The following is a 14,508-nucleotide window of genomic DNA, read 5'->3' as shown; positions in this document are numbered from 1 at the left end:
ACGAAGACAGCGAGGAATAGCTCTGCTTCTCAGTAGGTGGCGCGGCCGCCGGACAGGTCGAAGGTCGCGCCGGTGGTGAAGGAATTTTCGTCCGATAGCATGAAGGCGATCATCGCAGCCGCCTCTTCGACTTCGACGAACCGGCCTCGCGGCACCTTGCCCAGCATGTAGGCGACCTGGGCCTCAGTGAGCTGTTCGAGGATGCGGGTGCGGGCGGGCGATGGGGTCAGCGCGTTGACGGCGATGTCGTGGCCGGCCAGTTCCTTACCGAGCGATTTTGTCAGCGCGAGCACGCCGGCCTTGGCGGCGGAATAGGCGGCGGCATTCGGATTGCCTTCCTTGCCTGCGACCGAGGCGATGTTGACGATGCGGCCGTAGCTGCGCGCGATCATGCCGGGCACCAGGCGCTTGCAGCAGTAGAAGACGCCGTTGAGGTCGATGTCGATTATCTGGCGCCAGGCGGCAGGATCATAATCCGCCACCGTCGCTGCCGGTCCGGCGATGCCGGCATTGTTTACCAGCAGATCGACCGGACCAAGCGAGCGCTCGGTTTCGGTCGCGGCGCTGTCGACGGCCTCCATCAGCGATTGATCGCACAGCAAACCCTCGACCCGGCCGAGCGGGGCGAGTTCGGAAACGGCCTTCGCCATGGCGGTCTCGTCCACATCCCAGATGGCGACGCTGGCGCCCGATGACAGCAGTCGCCGGGCGACAGCAAGGCCGATGCCTTGCGCGCCGCCGGTCACCACGGCGACCCGGCCTGAGAGATCGACGGCATTCACACGACGTTTCATGGGCACTTTTCCTCTTCCCTGGATATTTGAATCTCAGTCCCTGACGGCTCTCGCCACCAGCCGCGCTATGCTCGGCCCGGCGATGAGCACGACCAGGAAGCGGGTCGACTGCAAGGCCATGACGAAGGATATGTCGACGTTCTGCGCGGCGGCGGCAATGATGGCGACGCTGTCCATGCCGCCGGGGCTGGTCGCGAGATAGGCGGTCAGCGGATCGATGCCGAGGACGTGGCTGATCAGCCAGGCAAGCCCGCCGCAAAAGGCGATCAGCACGACGATAGAGCCGACGATCTGCGGCAGCGCCCGTGTCGCATGGCGCAGGATCGCCCGGGTAAAGTTCAGCCCTATCGACCAGCCGACCATCGCATAGGAGAGCGCCAGCAGCCATGGCGGCAATTGCATCGCCGCGCCGAAGCCGAGATGGACGATGGTGCCAAAGACGAAAGTGCCGAGGAAGAAGGGTGAAGGCAGCCGGCACAACCGGCCAAGCAGGCCGCCGACCAGCGCCACGCCGAGCGTGGCGGCAAAGGCTGCCGGTTCGATCAGCGGGAACCAGACGATGGCTGGTACCTCGATCCCCGACGTGTCGACCCACATCTTGGCGACGAGCGCCGCCGTCATTGAGACGAAGATGACGCGCAGATACTGCATGAAGGCGACGAGGCGCTGATCGGCGCCGAAGGCACCGGCCATCAGCACCATGGCGGTGGCAGCACCCGGCGACGAGCCCCAGACCGCGGTGGTGCCGGGCAGGATGCGCCAGCGGCTGATCAGCCAGCCAAGCAGGCTGGACGCCGCAAGGGTCGCCAGCACCACGACAAGGACCAGCGGCCATTCCTTGTAGAACACCGAAAAAATGTCGGTGGAGATCGACGCCGCGACCAGACAGCCGACCAAGGCCTGGGCGGCGGCGAACAGCGGCCGCGGCACGCGCACCGTGGCGCCGTTGGTGCCGGCAAGGATCGCCGCCAGCATCGGGCCGATCAGCAGGGCCGCCGGCAGCGCGGCGTATTCCAGCGCGCCGGCGAACAGCAGCGAGACGATCAGCAGCACCAGCCATTGTCGGACTGGAAGCATGCGCGCCATGCGTTCGACGGCCGGTTGGTCTGGCGAAGAGTCCATGTTTGGGTCTTAGACCTGGAAGAGAAAAATGCGAACGCTGTCTCGGAAGAAATTAACGACCCCGACCCCGCGTTGGGATGTCACTCGTTCTTGATGGGGGGCAGGCCGAAACCGCCGGCCGGATGGGTCTCGACCTGGAATTCGAAGCCGGCGATGATCGGCCGCGCCTTGGCAATCGCCGCCTGGACTTCGGGCAGCTGCAGCGAAGCCTTGTGACTCGCGGCGTCGGTCCACACTTCGGTCACCCAGATCGCGTCGGCATCGGCGGGATCACGAGCGATGACATAACTCAGGCAGCCCGGCATGGCGCCGGTCGAGGCGAGCAGGACATCCATGATCGCGTCACGCTGGCCGCGCGCCGCCCGCATCTTGCCGATCAGTCCATACATTGCCTTCCCCTCCAAACCTCAGAAAACGCTCGCACGACTGCATGGTTGCGAGACGCAGTATGCAATTGCTCGCTCACGGCATCAACTGGCCGCCGTTCACCTCGATAATCTGGCCGGTGATGTAGCCGCTCAGGAGATCTGACGACAGGAAGAGATAGGCACCGACGCAGTCTTCAGCGGTGCCGGCGCGTCCTTGAGGAATGGTGGCGACCATGCCCTTCATCTGATCGTCGGTGGAGTAGCGCTCGTGGAAGGGTGTCGCGATGGTGCCCGGCGCCACTGCGTTGACGCGGATGCCGAAGCCGATCAGTTCCTTGGCCATGCCGCGCGTCACATTGGAGACAAAGGCCTTGGCCGAACCGTACAGCCCGGCGCCGCCGCCAGCGCCATTGCGCGCCGCGATCGACGAGGTGTTGACGATGAAGCCGCCCTGCTTCTTCAGCCATGGCATCGCCTTGCGCGAGGCCGTCAGCACCGAGCGGGCGTTGAGGTCCATCACCGCGTCGTAGTGCGCCTCGGTCTGCTCAGCATAGGGCACGCGGCCGAGCATGCCGCCGGCATTGTTGACCAGCCCGTCGAGCCGGCCGAATGTTTCGGCGCTCTCCTCGACTACCCGCTCGACATCGGCTGCCTGTGAGAAGTCGCCCTGTGTCAGGAACACCTCACCGCCGCTGTCGCGGATGGTTTTGGCCAGCGTTTCTGCGGCCTTCCGGCTCGAATTGTAGTGCAGCGCGACCCGGCATTTCTGGGCGGCGTAGGCCAGTGCAAGGGCGGCACCGATGCCGGTCGAAGCGCCGGTGACCAGCACCGCCTTGCCGGCAAGATCGGGGATGACGAGGGTGGTCGCGGTCATGAGCACTTTCCTTCGGGCTGTTTGGCCACCCTTCGTAGGCTCTCATGGCCTTCACGTTCAAGCCCGTGGCGGCTCAGGGCCGGAGATAGGCGTAGCCCTGGCGCTGCAGTTCGGCGAGCTTGACGACGCCGCCCTTGTCGGCGGCGTGGAAGCCCTCGAGCAGGTCGGCAAGCGTGATCTCCATGCCTTGCATGGTGTTGCCGCAGGCATGCGGCTCAAGGCCCTGTTGGACAAGGCCGGCAAAGCGTCCCGAGATCGCCGCCGATAGGCCTTTCGACTTGAAGCCGGCAAGGGCCGGACCATGCACGACCAACACGATGTCGACATTGCCGCCGGTGCCTTCATAGTGGTTCTTGATGTTGCCGAGCACGAAGTTGACCTTATCGAGGTCGCTGAGGTGATAAGCGACCTTCGGTCTGTCTTCAGCGGCGGCGGCCCGGCTCAGCCCGAACAGGCCGGCGGCACCGGCAAGGCTGGCCCGGAACATGTCGCGTCGACGCATGGCATCCTCTCGGCTTGGCGCTCCCCGCAGATTGCGTGGCTGCGGCCATGATACTAGCATAACTTGACGTTACGTCCTGTCGATGCGAGGAGGCGTCACATGGCGTTCAGGAAGTGGAAGGTTGTTGCCAGTGCTGGATTTGGCTGCGTGCTGCTCGGCGCGCTTGCAAGTTCGGCCCTTGCCGGCGATGCGCTTAAATTACCCGAACTCAGCCCGAATGGCGCCGATGCGTGTTTCGGCCGCGTCTATGATGCGGCGCACCTCAAGGCGCATCCAAAGCAGAAGGTGGCGCGGATTTTCTTCCTCTTTGGCCATGATCCGGTGAGCCATCCGAACGAGGAGCCGACGGCAAACGCCGACACCTCCTACAACGGTTTTCTCACCACCACGGTGCGCGGCGCCAAGGCGCCGCAATGGGCCGGCGGCTGGTGCAATCACGAGTCCGAGGACGGCAAGTCAGGTCCGGTCCGCTGCGGCATGGACTGCGACCGCACCATGGCGTCGCTGAAGCTCGACGACAAAGGCCGCCTGATCCTCACCGACGTCTCGTCCGATCTCTATCTCGACGCCGGATCGGAAGACGAACTGGGCGAAGCCGAATATGACCGGCAGGCGCTGGGCTCGGAGGACGATAATTTCCGCCTCGACCCGATGCCGGCCGCAACCTGCCAGGCTGAGTTCGCCAAGATCGACCCGATCGATCCGGCTCTCGGCGCGCCACTGCGCGAGCAGCTGAAGTCGGACCAGCCATTCTGCTATGGGCGCGACTACGATGCTGCGCATCTCTCCTCGCATCCCGACCAGGTGACTCAGTCGATCCGTGTCTTTCGCGGGCCGGTGGAACTGGCCTCCTTTGCCTCAGGCGGCGATGTCGCCAACTGGCCCGACGGCGCCGACATCGGCGTTTCCGTGACAACCAGGGAGAACGGGGCCAAGGTCACGCAGACCTATTCCTGCCAGGGCGAGGCGGACCAGTGGCGTTGTGCGGCGAGTTCCAAGATGAGCAACTTTGCCTGCGACATCAGCCAGAAGGAAATCTACCTCAAGCGCGGCGCCAATGGCACCATGATGCTCGCCAACCCCAACAGCAGCCTGGCCATCGTTGATCTGTGCTCGAAGGAAGCTGGCGGCAAGACGGAGTCGGATGATAAGATCTACAGGCTGGAGCCAATGCCGCAATCGGCTTGTGCGCCTTAGTCACTCTTAGCAGCCATTTGACAATGAATATGATGCGTCGCAGCTTTCTTGGTTTTCTGACTTCCTTGGCCTTCATCGGTTCCGCCAACGCTGAAGGCGAGGCTGAGGCTCGCAAGGCTGCCTCAATAGCACAGTTGAAGAAGGAGGGCGTGCCGTTCATCGACCATTTGCCGGCGATCGAAACCGCAGCCGAAAGTCGGCGACGAACGAAGGACGAGGTGGTTAAACGCGCCATCGCACTGGTAATCGTGGCCGTCACAGCGGAGACCAATGATCGAAATCTTGTAAGCAACTTGATCAGCCAGTTTGGAGCCGAAGGGTTTTTTACGCCCAAAGAGCAAGCGTTTGTCGGTAACCCCGTTGCAACCGAGCAAGATCGCGCAAATTTTAGCTGGCGCTATGAAGGGGCTTTCGTAATGTTGTGGGCGTTGCAAGTCTTCAAAAACCTTGGGCGTCCAGACAAGCCTTGCGATGTGTCACAATTGGTTTCGATGTTGCGTGACCTCGACACGGAAGGGCTGCTCAAGCGGGCCAATTTGCGCCCGCAAAGCGAGCTTCTCGATGCTGCCGATCTGATCTATCGGTACAATTGGGCTGTGATGGATGCGCGGGTGAATGGGAAAGCCGCGCCGGCAGGATTGGAACGAGACGTGGTTGTCGAACGTCATTACGCGCTCAATTGGCTGATTGGGTATATGGGGCAGGAATGGGATGACATCTCGACCGACACATGATGAGCCGATCGCAAGCGGGTGCTACCTTGGATCGGACTTCGCTTGCCGAGTTTGGATTTGACGAACTTAGACGGTTCGCCTGACTACGCTTTTGCCGAGGCCGAGCTGGCGCGCGCTTGAGCAGCAGGCGCTGCCCGATTTGGAGGCAATCAACGCCTGGATGTAGCCATTGGCGGGCTACCCCACATGGCGGTAATGGCGCAATCGATCCGGCGAGGTCGGCAGATCCTCGCCCGAGGATGATGCCCTGAGTTTTTCCTCAAGCAAACGGCACAGCAGTGGTGCCTTTCGGCAGCTTCGCCTCGTCGTCCGGTTCGACATGGATGGTGACGCGCACCGAGGGGATTTCGGCCTTCAGCGCGTCCTCGATGCGGTCGCAAATGACGTGGCTGGCGCCGACCGTCATGTCGGCGTCGACGACCAGGTGGAACTCGATGAAGGTGGCGCGGCCGGCGATGCGGGTCTTGAGGTCATGAACCTCCAGCGCGCCCTTGCAATTGGCCGAGATGATGTCGCGAATGTGCATGTGTTCGGTCGTGTCCACTGCGCGGTCCATCAGCCCGTTCATCGACGAGCCGATGACGTGCCAGCCCTGCCACAGGATGTTGAGCGCGACGATGACGGCAAGCGCCGGATCAAGGATCTGCCAACCGGTCAGGATAGCGCCGACGAGGCCGCCGAAGACGCCGACCGAGGTCACGACGTCGGTCATGATGTGCCGGCCGTCGGCGACCAGCGCCGGTGATTTTGCGCTGCGCCCGGCGCGGATCAGCGTCCAGGCCCAGAAGGCGTTGATGACGGTGGCGACACCGTTGATCGCCAGGCCCTCCCAAGGTTGTTCGAGCGGGGTCGGCGTCTGCCAGGAGCGCCAGACCTCGTTGAGGATCAAAAGCGCGGCGAGCACGATCAGCACGCCTTCCAGCACCGCCGAAAAATACTCGGCCTTGTGGTGGCCGAACGGATGGTCCTGGTCGGCCGGCTTGTAGCTGACCAGGACCGCCCAATAGGCGGCGGCCGAGGCTATGACGTTGACGATCGACTCCAGCGCATCCGAATAGAGCGCAACGGAGCCGGTGACGTACCATGCGGCAAGCTTGAGCGCGAGCACCACGCAGGCGATGACAATCGACCAGAAGGCAAGGCTGGCGATCCTTTGCCTGGCCGCTGCCTTCGCTGCGATCGCCGCCATGTTGTCCGTCGCCGCCATCGTTTCTAAGCGGCCTTTTCCTTGGCCTTGCGCGGCAGATGCGCAACGATGTTTTCGATGATGCGCATGCCGGCATTGTGGCCGAGCGTCATGATCGATTCCGGATGGAACTGGACGGCGGCGATCGGCTCCTTGCGGTGTTCGAAGGCCATGATGATGCCATCCTCGGTCTCGGCGGTGACGATGAAATCGTCGGGCAGCCGCACCGGATCGGCAAAGATCGAGTGGTAGCGGCCGACGGTCACTTCCTTGGGCAGGCCGGAGAAGATGATTCCGGGCTTGGAGACGCGGATGCGCGACGGCTTGCCGTGCATCGGCACGTGCAACTGCCTGAGTTCGCCGCCATAGGCCTCGGCCAGCGCCTGCAGGCCAAGGCAGACACCGAAGATCGGCAGGTCGCGGGCGCGGGCGTTCTTGATGGTCGCGGCGCAGTCGAAATCCTTCGGCGTGCCCGGTCCGGGCGACAGCACGACGAGATCGGGCTTCAGCCGTTCGAAGACTTCTTCCGGCACCGGCGAACGCACGGTCGAGACATTGGCACCGGTCTGGCGGAAATAGTTGGCCAGTGTGTGGACAAAGGAGTCCTCGTGGTCGACGAGCAGGATGTTGACGCCGTCGCCGACGCGCGCGGTGGTGCGTTCGGCGCCTGCGGCATTGCCCAATTTGGCGTCGCGAATGGCGGAGAGCATGGCGGATGCCTTCAGTTCGGTTTCGGCTTCTTCTTCCTCGGGGATGCTGTCGAAGAGCAACGTGGCGCCTGCTCGCACCTCGGCAATGCCGTCCTTGATGCGGATGGTGCGGAGCGTCAGGCCGGTGTTCATGTCGCCGTTGAAATTGACCATGCCGATGGCGCCGCCATACCAGGCTCGCGGGCTCTTTTCGTTCTGCTCGATGAAGCGCATGGCCCACAGTTTCGGCGCGCCGGTGACGGTGACCGCCCAGGCATGCGACAGGAAGGCGTCGAAGGCATCCATGCCTTCGCGCAGGCGCCCTTCGATGTGATCGACGGTGTGGATCAGGCGCGAATACATTTCGATCTGGCGGCGGCCGATGACGCGCACCGAGCCCGGATCGCAGACCCTGGACTTGTCGTTGCGGTCGACGTCCGAGCACATTGTCAGCTCGGATTCATCCTTCTTGGAGTTGAGCAGCTTCAGGATTTGCTCGCTATCGGAAATGGCGTCCTCGCCGCGCTTGATGGTGCCGGATATCGGGCAGGTCTCGACGCGGCGGCCATTGACGCGCACGAACATTTCGGGCGAGGCGCCGATCAGATACTCGTTTTCGCCGAGATTGATGAAGAAGGAATAGGGCGACGGGTTGATCGACTTCAGCTTGCGCGAGATTTCGGAAGGCTGCGTCTCGCAGCGTTCGTAGAACATCTGCCCGGGCACGACCTCGAACAGGTCGCCGCGCTTGAAACTGTCCATCGCCTTGCGCACCAGATTGGCATATTCGCCCGGCTCATGGTCGCCGCGCGGCGGGATGCGGTCGGCGGTCTTGAACGGTTCGGCAATTTCGTCCCGCGGCAGCCCCTCGGTTGAAAAACCGTCGCCGGAATAGTCGTAGCGGTCGGTCCAGGCCTTGGTCGAATAATGGTCGACGACCAGGATCTCGTCAGGCAGGAACAGCACGAGATCGCGCTGGCTCTGTTTGCGCTCGAGCTTGTAGTCGACTGGATCGAACTGGAAGGCGAGGTCGTAACCGAAGGCGCCGTAAAGGCCGAGATTGGCGTCTTCATCGGTCTTGAACAAAGCGGTGATGGCGCGCAGCACAGTAAACACAGAGGGGACGCGGCTGCGCTCTTCCTCGGTGAAGACGCGGCCGGGCTTGGCGACATCGAGGCGGATCAGCTTTTTCGAGGTTTCAGCAATCGTCACCTCGGCAACGCCGGCCAGCGTCTTGCCGATCACCGGCAGCAGCACTTCGCCACGGCCATTCAGCGCCTCGATGCGCATGGCGCGGCCACGCGCGGAAATCACCAGCGGCGGATCGATGATGGCCGTATCCCAGCGTGTGTAGCGGCCCGGATATTCGTAATTCGAGGAAAACACCGCACCACGGCGCGAGTTCAAGCCATCGACATAGGCATCGATCGCACCGGCGTAAGGCTTGTCGTGGCGTTCGCGGGTGATGGTGACACCACCTGCGGTCACGAAGCTTTCCGCGCCGTTTTCCAGAGCCTTGATCGTCATTGCCGTCTCCATATGGCTTGTTGGGGCAACGGACCCGGGACTGGCTTTGAAAAAACAAATGGCCGCCCGGACATTCCGTTGCGGCCACCCTCTATTTTCACGCGCACGCGTTCGAACAGGCCGCTGTCAGCGAGCCCACCACCAAATGGTCTTGATCGAGCGCATGTTCATGGGCGAAATCCATAGCGGCGAAAAGCCGGATGCGCAACAGGTTTGAAAGGCCTGTTTGTGGCCGCCGCTTCCGCAGCCCATGGCACATCGCCAAGGCTTGGGGTCCTGCCTAGACTGTTCGTCCAACATCGGAAAGACGGGAAGACAGCAATGACCGAGCAGATCGAGCGCGCACGCAGGTTCCATGCGCTCCACGTCAGGGGCAACCCGATCGTTCTCTACAATGCCTGGGATCCGGGCTCGGCCAAGATCGTCGAGAAGGCGGGCGCCAAGGCGATCGCCACCGGAAGCTGGCCGGTCGCGGCTGCTTTTGGTTATGCCGATGGCGAGAAAATTCCGCTGGAGCTAGCGCTGGACAACATCAGGCGCATCGTGGCGGCAGTCGACCTGCCGGTGACCATGGACCTCGAAGGCGGCTACGGCGTCGAGCCGGAGACTGTCGCCCAGACGGTGACACGTGCCCTGCAGGCCGGCGCCATCGGTTTCAATTTCGAGGACCAGATCGTCGGCGGCGCCGGTCTGCACGACATCGCCATACAGGTGAAGCGCATCGAGGCGGCAGCGGCGGCGGTGAAGGCTTCCGGCATTCCCGCCTTTATCAACGCCCGTACCGACATTTTCCTCAAGGCCAAGCCGGATGCGCATGACAGCGTGCTGCTCGACCAGGCCATCGAGCGGGCGCACGCTTATGAAAAGGCAGGAGCGAGCGGCTTCTTTGCGCCGGGGCTCGGCGACGAGGGTCTGATCGAGGCGCTGTGCAAGGCGACGGCATTGCCGGTCAACATCATCGCGCTGGCGCATGTGCCGCCGCGCCAGCGCCTGGCCGAGCTTGGTGTCGCCCGTGTCAGCCACGGCCCGGTGCCGTACCGGCAGATGGCCGAATGGCTGGAGGCCAAGGCGCGGCTGGCGATTTCGGGTTAGCTCAGTCCTCCAGCGTGCCTGACCTCGCGTCGGCGCTCTTCTTGTCGCCGACCAGCTTCAAGAGATCCTCGCCGGCGCGGATGATGCGGCGCGAGCGGCGGGTCAGGATGACGCCGTCCTGCGGCGCCAGCACTTCGGTGCGGCCGCCGGCCTCGCCCGGTGTGTGGACGATGGTGGCGAGGCGCGCGCCCTTGGCGACGCGGTCGCCGGGCTTGACGTCGTAGAGGATGGCGCCGGCCCGGGGCGCCGGCATCATGTCGATGTTCTCCAGCGGCGCGACGAGGCCCTTGAACGGGCCGGGTTCGGGAAGGGCGGCATCGGCGATCACGCCGCGCGCTACCAGCAGCCGGTAGAGGCCTTCGGCATCGGAATTTGCCAGCGTGCCGTCGACATCCAGCATGCCACGGTATTCTACCGTGGTGGCAACGCGGCGGTCGAGCTTCGCCACGTTGGCGGGGACGTTCTGGTAGGGCATGATCGTGGCGCCCTCGAAGGTGCCGTCCGTGTCCTCGCTCCACAACACCACCGCGTCGATGCCCATGGCGGCGGCGCAATCGGCCATCGCCGGCCACAGGCTGGTGTGGACGTAGAGATAGGCCAGGCCCTCGTCGTCGCAATGCAGGTCGAGCACGATGTCGTGGCCGAGCGACAGCTGCACCAAACGGGTCTTCAATCGCTGGTCGGGGGTGCCAAGCGTGGTGTCGGGCAAAAGCTTGGCGTCCGGTGCTGCGAGCAACGGAAAGCCGCGGTTGAAATTGTTGCGGGTGCCGAGATGAAAGCGGCCCTCGTGCTCGCCGAAATGATATTGCGCGCGGCCGATCGGATTGGCCCAGGGCACGACCGTGATGTTGCCATTGATGCGGCCTTCAGCTTCGGCCTTGTTCAGCGCCGGCATCGAGGCGTCGATGGCGACGACACCAGGCAGTTCGCCGGCGTGGAGTGCCGCCTGCAGATAGGCCGAGGGTGCGGCCTTATCAGTGCCGGCGAAGCGGAACACCGGGAATTCGTAGGAAACGCCTTCGGTGTCGCCGGCGATGCGTTCGATCGATTTCTGCATGGGATGCCTCCAGGATAAGAGGCAGAACACATGCACTTTTGCCGAAGGGCTGTCGATTGGTCCAGTTCGCGCCGCCATGGGCGCAATGGAATTATTCGGCGGCGGCCGGAACCGTCGTTATCGGCGCCGATCCTTCGAGCGCCTGCGAGACAACGGCTACGCTGACCGCCAGCAGGGCCAGCACCGCGCCGACCAGCGGCAAATGAGCATAGGAAACGCCGGCCGACAGAGCCACGCCGCCGATCCAGGCCCCGCTGGCATTGCCGATATTGAATGCGCCCTGGTTGAGCGTGGCGGCGAGGTTCGGCCCTTCCGAAGCCGCTTCGACGACGCGGATCTGCAGCGGCGGCACGACGACGAAGATCAGCAGTCCCCACAAGAAGACGACGCCGATGGCGACGCTGGCGATAGCGCCGAACTGCATGAAGCCGACAAACAGAACCGCCATCAAAAGCAGCGTGCCGATCACCGTCGGCATCAATTTCCAGTCGGCCAGCCGGCCGCCGATGATGTTGCCTATGGTCATGCCGGCGCCGAACAGCAGCAGGACCCAGGTGACCGCGGAGGTCGACAGGCCGGAGACATCGGCAAGGTAGGGCTTGATGTAGGTGAAGACGGCAAACAGGCTGGCCGAGGCCAGCGAGGCGATCAGCATGGCGAGCCAGACTTGCAGCTTGCCCAGCACGCGCAGTTCGCTGCGCAGGCCGCCGCCGCTCGGTTCGGCGACATTGGATGGCACCAGCCAGGCGATGGCCGCAACAGAGATCAGGCCGATGCCAACGACGGCAAAGAAGGTGGAGCGCCAGCCGAAGGCTTCGCCAAGCGCGGTGCCGGCAGGAACACCGAGAATGTTGGAGAGCGTCAATCCCGCGAACATCATCGCCATGGCGCTGGCGCGCTTGTTGCGCGGCACCAGGCTGGCGGCAACGACGGAACCAATGCCGAAAAAGGCGCCATGACCGAACGCGGTGAAGACGCGCGCGGCCATCAGAAGCCAGTAATTGGGCGCAATGGCGCAGAGCAGATTGCCGACGACGAACATCGCCGTCAGCGCGACCAGCACTGGCTTGCGCGGCAGATGCGCGGTGGCCATGGCGACGATGGGTGCGCCGAAGACGACGCCCAGCGCATAGCCGGTAACCAGCAGGCCGGCCGAGGGGATCGACACGCCGAGATCGGCCGCAACCTCCGGCAACAGGCCCATGATGACGAATTCGGTGGTGCCGATGCAAAAAGACGCAATGGCAAGCGCAAGGATCGGCAAAGGCATGGAAAATCCAGACTGAATCGGTTCAATTCAGACTGAACGAGAAGCCTTGCCGCGCGCAATGCACATTGCTGCAACGCACCAATGCAGAAAGCGCCGAGCTTGACGCGGGGCTATGTCAGGCGAGCGGCTTCAGCTCCTGGGCGATGGTTGGCAACAGCTCCGAGACGTTGGGGTGGATATGCACGGCGCGCGCCAGCGTATCGACCGGCGCCTTGGCGTACATCAGGTCGAGCACGCAGTGCACCGCCTCGTCGCCGCCGGGGCCGAGCACGGAGCAGCCGAGGATTTGCCTGGTGTCGGCATCGACCAGGATCTTCATGAAACCTTGCGTCTCGCCCTTTTCGATGGCGCGGCCGACGCGGGTCATTGGCCGCTGGCCGACCAGCGCCTTGCGCCCGGATTTCTTCACCGCCGCCTCGGTCATGCCGCAGCGGCCGAGCGGCGGATCGATGTAGAGCGCATAGGCCTCGATGCGGTCGCTGACCTTGCGCGGATCGTCGTCGAGCAGATTGGCGGCGACGATCTCATAGTCGTTGTAGGAGGTGTGGGTGAAGGCGCCCTTGCCGTTGCAGTCGCCCATCGCCCAGATGCCGGGCACGCTGGTGCGCAACTGGTCGTCGACGGTGACGAAGCCGCGCAGATCGACCGCGATGCCGGTCTTGTCGAGACCGAGATCGTCGGTGTTGGGGGTGCGGCCGAGTGCCAGAAGCACATGCGAGCCGACCGCCGGCGGCTTGCCGGACGAGAAGGTCACGGCGATGTCCTTGCCCTGTCTGGCAAAGCGGATGTCGTCGGCGCCGACATGGACTTCTATGGCTTCGTTTTGGAGGATCGATAGGATGGCCGCCGACACGTCCTCGTCCTCGCGGCCGGTCAGGCGCGAACTCTTCTCGATGACGGTGACTTCAGAGCCGAAGCGGCGAAACATCTGCGCGAATTCAAGAGAGATGTAGCTGCCGCCGACGACGATGAGATGGCGCGGCAAAACGTCGAGGTCCATCATCGAGGAGTTGGTGAGGTAGTCGACGTCGTTGACGCCGGGCAGGTCGGGCACCGAGGCGCGGCCGCCGGTGTTGAGGAAGATCTTTTCGGCGGTCAGAAGGTCGTCGCCGACGCGCACGGTGTTGGCGGATTCGAAGCGGGCGTGGCCGCGATAAAGCGTGCAGCCCTTCATGCCGGCGATCCACGTCTCCAGATTGCTGCGGGAGTCGTTGGTGACCTTGTCCTTGCGCGCCTTGATCCTCTTGTAGTCCACGCCGACAGGGCCTGAGAACGTCACGCCGTAGTCCGCGGCACGCCGCGCCAGATGCGCCGCATAGGCGCTGGCGACCATGGTCTTGGTCGGCATGCAGCCGGTGTTGACGCAGGTGCCGCCGACCAGCTTGCGCTCGATCAGCGCCACGCTCATGCCGGCTGACGTCAGCCGGCCGGCGAGAGGAGGGCCGGCCTGTCCGGCGCCGATGATGATGGCGTCGTATGTCTTGGCGTCTGAGGCTTGGGCAGTCATACCACCGCCGCCACGATCAGCAGGCCGCCGATGATCGCCACCGCGTCCTCGATGAGGGCGGCAGGCAAATCCTTGCCGAAGGCGGCGGCCAACCGGCCGCGCGCTTCGGCGCCGCCATAGGTGCCGATGACAGCACCGATGGCGCCGGCAATCAGGCCGCCAATGGTGGAACCGGCGGTGGCGCCGATCACGGCGCCGCTGAAGGCGCCAAGCAGGATGCGGGCGCCGAATTGCTGCGGCACCTTGCGGCTCGGCGTCGAGGGCAGCTGGTCGGTGACCAGTTCGACGATGGCGAGGATGGTGAAGATACCGACGGCGGCCCAATGGCCCATGAAACTTGCCCAGTTGCCGGCCACCGGCAGCCAGCCGAGATACGCGCCCCAGGCGATCGCGGCCGGCGCGGTCATGGCGCGAAGACCGGCAATGACGCCGATCAGAAGTGCAAGCAAATAGAGCATGTAGATCCCCTCGAAAGCAGGCCCGGGACTGGCCCACGAGGGCAAGCTAGCATAGGTCCTGCGTTTGACGAGAGTAGGCGATGGTGCTTCTTCCATCAGTGAGCATTGTACTTTGGTAAACAGTCGAACAC

Annotated in this window: 14 protein-coding genes; 3 read left to right on the top strand and 11 right to left on the bottom strand. The window is 63.8% G+C overall.

What is annotated here, in order from left to right:
• Window positions 1-29: 29 nt before the first annotated feature.
• The 5 genes from NKK52_RS17410 to NKK52_RS17390 form a co-directional block, all read right to left on the bottom strand.
• Entirely contained in the window at window positions 30-782 is a 753-nt protein-coding gene (locus tag NKK52_RS17410; protein ID WP_023669968.1) for an SDR family NAD(P)-dependent oxidoreductase, read from the bottom strand.
• 45 nt (window positions 783-827) lie between these two features.
• The gene (locus tag NKK52_RS17405; RefSeq protein WP_023683645.1) at window positions 828-1,916 is read right to left on the bottom strand and encodes an AbrB family transcriptional regulator; all 1,089 of its coding nucleotides are present in this window, start codon (window positions 1,914-1,916) and stop codon (window positions 828-830) included.
• An 80-nt stretch (window positions 1,917-1,996) separates the two neighbouring features.
• Window positions 1,997-2,305: a putative quinol monooxygenase gene (locus NKK52_RS17400; protein ID WP_023683646.1), complete on the bottom strand. Its 309-nt coding sequence runs from the start codon at window positions 2,303-2,305 to the stop codon at window positions 1,997-1,999.
• A 73-nt stretch (window positions 2,306-2,378) separates the two neighbouring features.
• Window positions 2,379-3,158: an SDR family NAD(P)-dependent oxidoreductase gene (locus NKK52_RS17395; RefSeq protein WP_023683647.1), complete on the bottom strand. Its 780-nt coding sequence runs from the start codon at window positions 3,156-3,158 to the stop codon at window positions 2,379-2,381.
• A 73-nt stretch (window positions 3,159-3,231) separates the two neighbouring features.
• Window positions 3,232-3,660, bottom strand: coding sequence for a DsrE family protein (locus NKK52_RS17390; RefSeq protein ID WP_023683648.1), 429 nt, complete (start codon window positions 3,658-3,660; stop codon window positions 3,232-3,234).
• 99 nt (window positions 3,661-3,759) lie between these two features.
• Between NKK52_RS17390 and NKK52_RS17385 the strand changes: the two genes are divergently transcribed.
• A complete protein-coding gene (locus NKK52_RS17385; protein ID WP_023683649.1) occupies window positions 3,760-4,857 on the top strand; it encodes a hypothetical protein in 1,098 nt (365 codons plus the stop codon).
• 23 nt (window positions 4,858-4,880) lie between these two features.
• Window positions 4,881-5,591, top strand: a complete 711-nt coding sequence (locus tag NKK52_RS17380) for a DUF4272 domain-containing protein (protein ID WP_245263093.1) — start codon at window positions 4,881-4,883, stop codon at window positions 5,589-5,591.
• 259 nt (window positions 5,592-5,850) lie between these two features.
• Here NKK52_RS17380 and NKK52_RS17375 read toward each other — a convergent pair whose 3' ends face one another.
• A complete protein-coding gene (locus NKK52_RS17375) occupies window positions 5,851-6,780 on the bottom strand; it encodes a cation diffusion facilitator family transporter (protein ID WP_196813681.1) in 930 nt (309 codons plus the stop codon).
• 23 nt (window positions 6,781-6,803) lie between these two features.
• Window positions 6,804-8,993: an anthranilate synthase gene (locus NKK52_RS17370; protein ID WP_023683652.1), complete on the bottom strand. Its 2,190-nt coding sequence runs from the start codon at window positions 8,991-8,993 to the stop codon at window positions 6,804-6,806.
• A gap of 321 nt (window positions 8,994-9,314) precedes the next feature.
• Here NKK52_RS17370 and NKK52_RS17365 point away from each other — a divergent pair, with 321 nt between their 5' ends.
• Window positions 9,315-10,085 (top strand): isocitrate lyase/PEP mutase family protein, encoded by a 771-nt coding sequence (locus NKK52_RS17365; protein ID WP_023683653.1) that lies wholly within the window; start codon window positions 9,315-9,317, stop codon window positions 10,083-10,085.
• A gap of 1 nt (window position 10,086) precedes the next feature.
• On the opposite strand, the gene NKK52_RS17360 is transcribed toward NKK52_RS17365, so the two are convergent.
• The 4 genes from NKK52_RS17360 to NKK52_RS17345 all read right to left on the bottom strand — a co-directional run bounded on the left by NKK52_RS17360 (window position 10,087) and on the right by NKK52_RS17345 (window position 14,377).
• Window positions 10,087-11,142, bottom strand: a complete 1,056-nt coding sequence (locus NKK52_RS17360) for a succinylglutamate desuccinylase/aspartoacylase family protein (RefSeq protein WP_023683654.1) — start codon at window positions 11,140-11,142, stop codon at window positions 10,087-10,089.
• A gap of 91 nt (window positions 11,143-11,233) precedes the next feature.
• Window positions 11,234-12,412 carry an MFS transporter gene (locus tag NKK52_RS17355; RefSeq protein ID WP_023683655.1) on the bottom strand — a complete coding sequence of 393 codons (1,179 nt, stop codon included), beginning with the start codon at window positions 12,410-12,412 and terminating at the stop codon, window positions 11,234-11,236.
• 115 nt (window positions 12,413-12,527) lie between these two features.
• On the bottom strand, window positions 12,528-13,919 hold the full coding sequence (locus NKK52_RS17350; RefSeq protein WP_352629446.1) for an FAD-containing oxidoreductase: 1,392 nt from the start codon (window positions 13,917-13,919) through the stop codon (window positions 12,528-12,530).
• The gene (locus tag NKK52_RS17345; RefSeq protein ID WP_023683656.1) at window positions 13,916-14,377 is read right to left on the bottom strand and encodes a membrane protein; all 462 of its coding nucleotides are present in this window, start codon (window positions 14,375-14,377) and stop codon (window positions 13,916-13,918) included. Before NKK52_RS17345 ends, NKK52_RS17350 begins: the two co-directional genes overlap by 4 nt.
• Window positions 14,378-14,508: the final 131 nt, after the last annotated feature.

The sequence above is a fragment of the Mesorhizobium sp. C277A genome (assembly GCF_040324395.1).
Lineage (GTDB): Bacteria > Pseudomonadota > Alphaproteobacteria > Rhizobiales > Rhizobiaceae > Mesorhizobium.
Note: the sequence above shows the minus strand (reverse complement) of the source record. Positions and strands in the feature narration are given on the sequence as shown.

What these genes read in the sequence shown, in the direction of transcription:
- NKK52_RS17405 (WP_023683645.1), bottom strand. Translation starts at nt 1,916, where the DNA reads ATGGACTCTTCGCCAGACCAACCGGCCGTCGAACGCATGGCGCGCATG.
- NKK52_RS17400 (WP_023683646.1), bottom strand. Translation starts at nt 2,305, where the DNA reads ATGTATGGACTGATCGGCAAGATGCGGGCGGCGCGCGGCCAGCGTGAC.
- NKK52_RS17395 (WP_023683647.1), bottom strand. Translation starts at nt 3,158, where the DNA reads ATGACCGCGACCACCCTCGTCATCCCCGATCTTGCCGGCAAGGCGGTG.
- NKK52_RS17390 (WP_023683648.1), bottom strand. Translation starts at nt 3,660, where the DNA reads ATGCGTCGACGCGACATGTTCCGGGCCAGCCTTGCCGGTGCCGCCGGC.
- NKK52_RS17385 (WP_023683649.1), top strand. Translation starts at nt 3,760, where the DNA reads ATGGCGTTCAGGAAGTGGAAGGTTGTTGCCAGTGCTGGATTTGGCTGC.
- NKK52_RS17380 (WP_245263093.1), top strand. Translation starts at nt 4,881, where the DNA reads ATGAATATGATGCGTCGCAGCTTTCTTGGTTTTCTGACTTCCTTGGCC.
- NKK52_RS17375 (WP_196813681.1), bottom strand. Translation starts at nt 6,780, where the DNA reads ATGGCGGCGATCGCAGCGAAGGCAGCGGCCAGGCAAAGGATCGCCAGC.
- NKK52_RS17370 (WP_023683652.1), bottom strand. Translation starts at nt 8,993, where the DNA reads ATGACGATCAAGGCTCTGGAAAACGGCGCGGAAAGCTTCGTGACCGCA.
- NKK52_RS17365 (WP_023683653.1), top strand. Translation starts at nt 9,315, where the DNA reads ATGACCGAGCAGATCGAGCGCGCACGCAGGTTCCATGCGCTCCACGTC.
- NKK52_RS17360 (WP_023683654.1), bottom strand. Translation starts at nt 11,142, where the DNA reads ATGCAGAAATCGATCGAACGCATCGCCGGCGACACCGAAGGCGTTTCC.
- NKK52_RS17355 (WP_023683655.1), bottom strand. Translation starts at nt 12,412, where the DNA reads ATGCCTTTGCCGATCCTTGCGCTTGCCATTGCGTCTTTTTGCATCGGC.
- NKK52_RS17350 (WP_352629446.1), bottom strand. Translation starts at nt 13,919, where the DNA reads ATGACTGCCCAAGCCTCAGACGCCAAGACATACGACGCCATCATCATC.
- NKK52_RS17345 (WP_023683656.1), bottom strand. Translation starts at nt 14,377, where the DNA reads ATGCTCTATTTGCTTGCACTTCTGATCGGCGTCATTGCCGGTCTTCGC.